The 6,234-nt window shown below is 48.7% G+C and carries 3 protein-coding genes and 2 pseudogenes; 2 read left to right on the forward strand and 3 right to left on the reverse strand.

Annotated elements, in window-relative coordinates; all coding sequences use genetic code 11:
• Positions 1–285: 285 nt before the first annotated feature.
• Positions 286–3,783: a DNA polymerase III subunit alpha gene (gene dnaE, locus MGMO_RS17240; RefSeq protein WP_023496356.1), complete on the reverse strand. Its 3,498-nt coding sequence runs from the start codon at positions 3,781–3,783 to the stop codon at positions 286–288.
• Positions 3,784–4,851: 1,068 nt separating this feature from the next.
• On the opposite strand from dnaE, the gene MGMO_RS20130 reads away from it, so the two are divergent.
• Positions 4,852–5,028, forward strand: coding sequence for a hypothetical protein (locus MGMO_RS20130; protein WP_023496359.1), 177 nt, complete (start codon positions 4,852–4,854; stop codon positions 5,026–5,028).
• Between the two features lie 94 nt (positions 5,029–5,122).
• Complete coding sequence (locus tag MGMO_RS20385) at positions 5,123–5,278, forward strand: hypothetical protein (RefSeq protein WP_023496360.1); 156 nt, start codon at positions 5,123–5,125, stop codon at positions 5,276–5,278.
• A gap of 227 nt (positions 5,279–5,505) precedes the next feature.
• Here the strand turns inward: MGMO_RS20385 and MGMO_RS17250 are convergent.
• Both MGMO_RS17250 and MGMO_RS17255 read right to left on the reverse strand, forming a co-directional pair.
• Positions 5,506–5,682, reverse strand: a pseudogene (locus MGMO_RS17250) (PHP domain-containing protein); the annotation flags it as partial.
• 123 nt (positions 5,683–5,805) lie between these two features.
• Positions 5,806–6,234 (reverse strand): annotated as a pseudogene (locus MGMO_RS17255) (hypothetical protein); the annotation flags it as partial.

The raw sequence follows: 6,234 nt of genomic DNA on the forward strand, positions 1-6,234 counted from the left end.
TCAGGGACTATTCTAAATGGCAGGCCGCCCAAAACCTAGCTGCGTTTTAAATATATAAATGATGTTACTCACCCTACGAAAGGTACGAAAGGTACGAAAGGTACGAAAGGTACGAAAGGTACGAAAGGTACGAAAGGTACGAAAGGTACGAAAAATCGTAACTGTTCAGCGCGAAGCGTCAAAGCCCTCTCGGCAATTGCTCCTGCATTGCCCTACTAACCTACATCCATGTAGGGATCCGAAGGGAGAGGGTTGGGTGAGGGGAAAGTTTTTTTAATTGTCGGGCTACCGGTATTTAATCTCTATCCCAGACACGCCCGATAATTGTTTTAGTCTCCCTAGTAATTCATCTGTCGGATGTATCCGCCAAGCATCGCCAAGCTGAAGGTTGGCTGAAGCTTCGGAAGACTTATAGCTGATGCTAACGGGACAAGCCCCGTCTTTAAAGGGTTGCAGCGCTGTTTGCAGTCCAGGAATGAAGTTATGCAAACCCTGCGCTTGCCCGTCAGCCGTCCAACTGAACTGTAAACCTCTTGCGAAATGCCCCCTGGCTTGCTCCATACTATAGAGCGTTTCTACTGATAGCCTGAGATTGCCGGAAAAATCGTCAATCGCTAACGCGCCCTCTGCAACTAGCAGGCTATCACGGGAAAAAATGCTACGGTAAGTTTCATATTTGTCACCGAATGCGGCGATTTCCAACCGACCAGTACGGTCATCTATCGTGGCAAAACCCATCGTTTTGCCCTGCTTGGTTTGGCGGGTGCGGATTTCAACGACCAAACCCGCAACGCGCGCTTCCATCCTGCCTTTTGAGCGTTCCACTTCAGACAACAAGTGGGCTATACTGCCGCTGGTAAATTGTCTGATCTCGGCTTCATATTGGGCGATGGGATGCCCCGTCAGGTATAAGCCCAAGGTCTGCTTTTCACCCGCCAGCCGTTCCTGTTCAGTCCAAGGCTCAACAGTGGTCGTATACGTTTCCGTGTTATCGGCCACGTCCTCTTCCGAGGTTGTCGTCAAGCCGAACAAATCGTCCTGCCCGGTTTCCGCCATTTTTCCGTGTTGTTCCCCCACCCTCACACTCGTCGGCAGCTCAGCCAAGTGCGCGGCACGATTCGTGTCAAACACGTCGAACGCCCCCGCGCGGCATAAGGCTTCCAATACCCGCCGGTTGACTTTCCGTAAATCCACCCGTTTGCACAAGTCGTAAAGCCCATGGAATTTTCCCTGTTCCGACCGTTCCTTGAGGATTTCTTCGATAGCGGATTCGCCCACGCCTTTGATCGCGCCTAGGCCGTAGACGATGTGTTCCTTATCGTTCACCGTAAACCGGAAATTGGACACATTGATGTCCGGTGGGCAAATCTCCAGTTTCATCTGCCTGCATTCTTCAATCAGCGTGACGACCTTATCAGTATTGTCCATATCGGACGACAACACCGCCGACATGAACGCCGCAGGATAGTGCGTCTTTAGCCATGCGGTTTGGTAAGCGACCAGCGCATAGGCAGCAGAGTGCGATTTGTTGAAACCGTAACCGGCGAATTTCTCCATCAGGTCGAACACGTACGAGGCAATTTTTTCCTCGACCTGGTTGGCGACAGCGCCCGTGGTAAATACCTCGCGCTGTTTTGCCATCTCCTCCGGCTTTTTCTTACCCATGGCGCGGCGCAACATATCGGCACCGCCCAGCGTGTAGCTTGCCAGTTCACGGGCGATTTGCATGACCTGTTCTTGGTACAGGATAACCCCGTTGGTCGGCTTTAATATCGGCACCAACAAGGGGTGGGCGTACTCGGCTTTCGCGCCGTGCTTGACCCGTATGTAGTCATCGACCATGCCGGATTCCAAAGGCCCTGGTCGGAACAAGGCCACCAAAGCGATGATGTCGTCAAAACAATCGGGCTTGAGCTTTTTGATCAGCTCTTTCATGCCTCGCGATTCCAACTGGAACACCGCCGTGGTCTGACCTTTTTTCAACAGTTCGTAAGTTGCCGGGTCATCCCTGGGAATGCTGTTGATGTCAATCGGCGATTCACCGGCTTGTTGCCGTTGCAGGTTGATAATCGGCAAGGACCAGTCGATGATGGTCAAGGTACGCAGGCCTAAGAAGTCAAACTTGACCAAGCCTACCGCTTCCACATCGTCCTTATCGAACTGGGTCACCAGATTGCCGCCGCCTTGTTCGCAGTAAAGCGGCGTAAAGTCGGTCAGTTTGGTCGGCGAAATCACCACGCCGCCGGCATGTTTGCCGGCGTTCCGGGCCGTCCCTTCCAGCGACAAGGCCATGTCGATCAGGTTCCTGACCTCTTCTTCGTTATCGTATTGTTGCTTGAGTTCGGCGCTGTCTTCCAGCGCCTTATCCAGTGTCATGCCGATTTCAAAGGGAATGAGTTTGGCAAGGCTGTCCACAAAACCGTAAGGGAATCCCAACACCCTGCCTACATCGCGGATAACGGCTTTCGCCGCCATTGAGCCATAGGTGATGATCTGGGCAACGTGGTCGCGGCCATAATGGCGGGCCACGTAATCGATGACCTCATCGCGCCTGTCCATGCAGAAGTCGATATCGAAGTCGGGCATGCTTACCCGTTCGGGGTTCAAAAAGCGCTCGAACAGCAGGTCGAATTCAATCGGATCAAGGTCGGTGATCTTTAAGGCATAAGCGACCAGCGAACCCGCCCCCGAACCCCGTCCCGGCCCAACGGGAATGCCATTGCTTTTTGCCCATTGGATGAAGTCGGCCACGATCATGAAATAGCCAGGGAAACCCATCTGGCTAATCATCTGCAATTCATCTTCCAGGCGTTGGTCGTAAACCTGCCGGTTTTCCTCTGGCGTTCCCTTCCCGACTGCCGGATAAAGCGCCAAGCGCTCGTCCAAGCCTTTCTTGGCAGTATTGGACATCAGTTCAGCCAAAGTCATCCCTGGAGGGACCGGAAAATCCGGCAGGAAGTTCTCGCCTAGCGTCAAGTCCAGGTTACAACGCTTGGCGATTTCCACGGTGTTCTGCAAGGCTTCTGGTATATCGGCGAATAGCGCCAACATCTCTTCCGTGCTACGCAGGTATTGCTGGTCGGTGTAGTCCTTAGGCCGTCTGGTATCATCCAGCACCCGACCTTGGTTAATACAAACCCGCACTTCATGGGCGGCAAAATCGGCTTGATGCAGGAAGCGGACATCGTTAGTCGCTACCACGGGCAAGCCAGTTGCGATTGCCAAATCGACAGCGGCAGCAATATAGCGTTCTTCCTCCGGTTTCCCGACGCGTTGGAGTTCCAGGTAAAAACTTTGCCCGAACAACCCGCCCCATTGTTTCGCCAATTGTGTTGCCAAATCGGTATTTTCAGCCAGTAACGCCTTGCCAACATCGCCATTCATTGCCCCAGACAAGGCAATCAGCCCATCATGATTGGCAGCTAACCATTCCGGCTTAAGCATCGGCACACCCTGGTGTTGGCCTTCTTGATACGCCTTGGAAAGCAATTCCATCAAGGTAATGTAACCCGTGCGGTTTTTAACCAGCAAGGTCAAACGATGCGGCGCAGCAGGTTCTTCGGGATTAAAAATCAGCACATCAGAACCCGCAACAGGCTTAATCCCTTGCCCCATCGCCGCCTTATAAAACTTGACCAAGGCGAAAAGGTTGGAATGGTCGGTCACCGCCACCGCTGGCATGTTCAAACCCGCCAACCGTTTGACCAACGGCTTTATTTTGACGATGCCGTCCACCAGGGAAAATTCGGTGTGGAGTCTTAGGTGGACAAATTCAGGCGACATGGATAATGCGAATGTTCATTTATAGTCAATGCGGAAACCGCTATTATGGCAAAAGACGGGAAGCAATAAACCGAATTTATGGAATTATTGTTAGGATCAGGTTTTCGCACATTAAACTTGGGTTGAACCTGGCACCTTGTCTTTGGGTTTCATGGGTGTAGTTCCAGTAGCCCGTATCTATAGATTCGGCCTTTTAATGTCTGAACCGTTCGTGCTGAGCTAGTCGAAGCACACACCGCCTTTCGACAGGCTCAAGGCGAACGGAAACTTAATATTTCACAAGGCCGAATCAATAAGTGTAACGTAATACGGGAAAGCGGCGAAGCCACGAATTCCTGTGTTCCGCAAGCTCCATCAGGTTACTTGTTTTTGTACAGCGCTTTTATAACATACACGGACACAACAAAAATAACACAAGCCCCAATTGAAGCGATTTGCTCGATAGACTTAGGCGGAATGATGAATATAAAGCCATACCCCTTTATCAATGACGAAAAACTCGACACACAAAATGGCATCAAAAATAAGCGAAATGCTTGCCAAGGGTCGGCCTCTGTCCCTTCTGGCCTTGAAACGCTTAGTATCAAGGCGAAGCCAATGATTAAACTTATCCCAAAGGAATTCAGCCAAATGCGGGGGGATGGGTCAAAATAGAAAAAAACGGTCACCAGATACCAGATCAGGTAACACCAAAGAACCATCTTGCCTTTTGTGAGTTTGCAGAAGTACCGAATCATTGTAATGATCCTTATTTAAACCGATATTCGATATAAGGAAGTGCATTTTATGCACCTCGACTTGATTGTTATTTATCCGACGACACTCACTTTTTATCGTTTCCACTCAGGATCATGGAAACAATGCAACTTGGTTTTAATCCCCCTCTTTCGGCGGTTCATTCCCACCTGCATTGATTCCATGTTAATCGCAAAAAAACATATCTCATTGATAAAAATAGATAAATATTTTTGGCATATAACATGCTTTTAATTTAATAGCTGTTGCCATTTAGATCATTATTTTAACCAAAGTTAACAGCAGATATTCCAATGTTTAAGGAGAAAAACAATGAAAAATCCAATAAATAAACTTGCTCTATACGTAGCAACCATTCTTGTTTCGGCTTTACCTTTTACGATGGAATATGCCGATGCCATTGATAAGCTTAAAAATCAGCAATCGACCGTCGTCAATAACGAAACGCTAACTGCGGAAGAACAGAAGAAAGCAAAGCATAAAGCTTAACCCATACAGTTTTAGGGTATAGCTTGATCAGATTCGACAGCCAGAAAAACCGAATGACGAAATTTTAATAGTTAATTAATACGAGATTTAACCCATGAAAATAGATTACAAAGACATAGTTGTTGGGCTGTTTTTATTAGCCGGAATTGCGGGCTTTGTGTCAGGCGAATTTATATTGTCCTCTGCCCTATTCGCTTGTGCCGCCGTCGTTAGCAACATCTTTGGGGCAGAACCGCACCAAGAAAATTGACCCGCTTTATTCGAATGACTTTTTCTCATTCCCACGCTCGGTATGGGAATGCATATTTCTTATGTTCAGGATAATCCGAACCAATACCGTTATGGCGATTCTCCACAGAATTGACGCATTCGAATGCGGGAAATTATCAAGCTGCGATTAGCGATAGCGTAATCGGAGGAATGCCATCAACAAAACTCATGCGTACGATTACGCTATCGCTAATCGGACCTACGGCTCTGCCCCATCGCCGCCTTATAAAACTTGACTAGGGCGAACAGGTTGGCATGATCGGTCACCGCCACCGCTGGCATGTTCAAGCTTGCCAACCGTTTGACCAACGGTTTTATTTTGACGATACCGTCCACCAGGGAAAATTCGGTGTGCAGTCTTAGGTGGACAAATTCAGGCGACATGGTTAATACGAGTAATCATTTATAGTTCGGTAGGGGGGGCAGCGCTTTTTTGCCCACCGTTTGCATCGCCGATTTGTTCCGCGTGGGCAGAAAAGCGCTGCCCACCCTACCGGACTGGTCTTTTCAATCCTTTGAAGCAAGACTCACTCGCAAGATAGCCTCAAAATTCTGAGCATCTCCCGCAATTTGTACAGTTTTGTCCAAGCCGTTAATTATTCTGCGAGCGTTTTTATAATCAGTATGGTCACTTTCAATGTAATCACTGAGCTTTTTTCCAGTAAAAAATCCGTTTCTCATTCCATAAGAAAGAATGCGGTATGCAATTAGCGGGCTAAGTGCCTTGTCTGGATCTGCAACCAAATCATTATCGGTGCCGCTAAGACCAAGTTCTTTACTAAGTTTCTGGTAATTCGCTCTACCTGTTAATGCGACAAAACCCCGACCTCTATACAGAAAACCATCTCCAGGTTCAGTATTCCCGAGTCTCTTGCCTATTGATGTACCCGGCTCATATTTATCAAAATAACTGTCACTACCCTCGTTAAATTCTGT

This window comes from Methyloglobulus morosus KoM1, assembly GCF_000496735.2.
In the GTDB taxonomy this organism is placed as follows: domain Bacteria; phylum Pseudomonadota; class Gammaproteobacteria; order Methylococcales; family Methylomonadaceae; genus Methyloglobulus; species Methyloglobulus morosus.

Coding starts and splice junctions, on each gene's coding strand:
- dnaE (WP_023496356.1), bottom strand. CDS start 3,783: ATGTCGCCTGAATTTGTCCACCTAAGACTCCACACCGAATTTTCCCTG.
- MGMO_RS20130 (WP_023496359.1), top strand. CDS start 4,852: ATGAAAAATCCAATAAATAAACTTGCTCTATACGTAGCAACCATTCTT.
- MGMO_RS20385 (WP_023496360.1), top strand. CDS start 5,123: ATGAAAATAGATTACAAAGACATAGTTGTTGGGCTGTTTTTATTAGCC.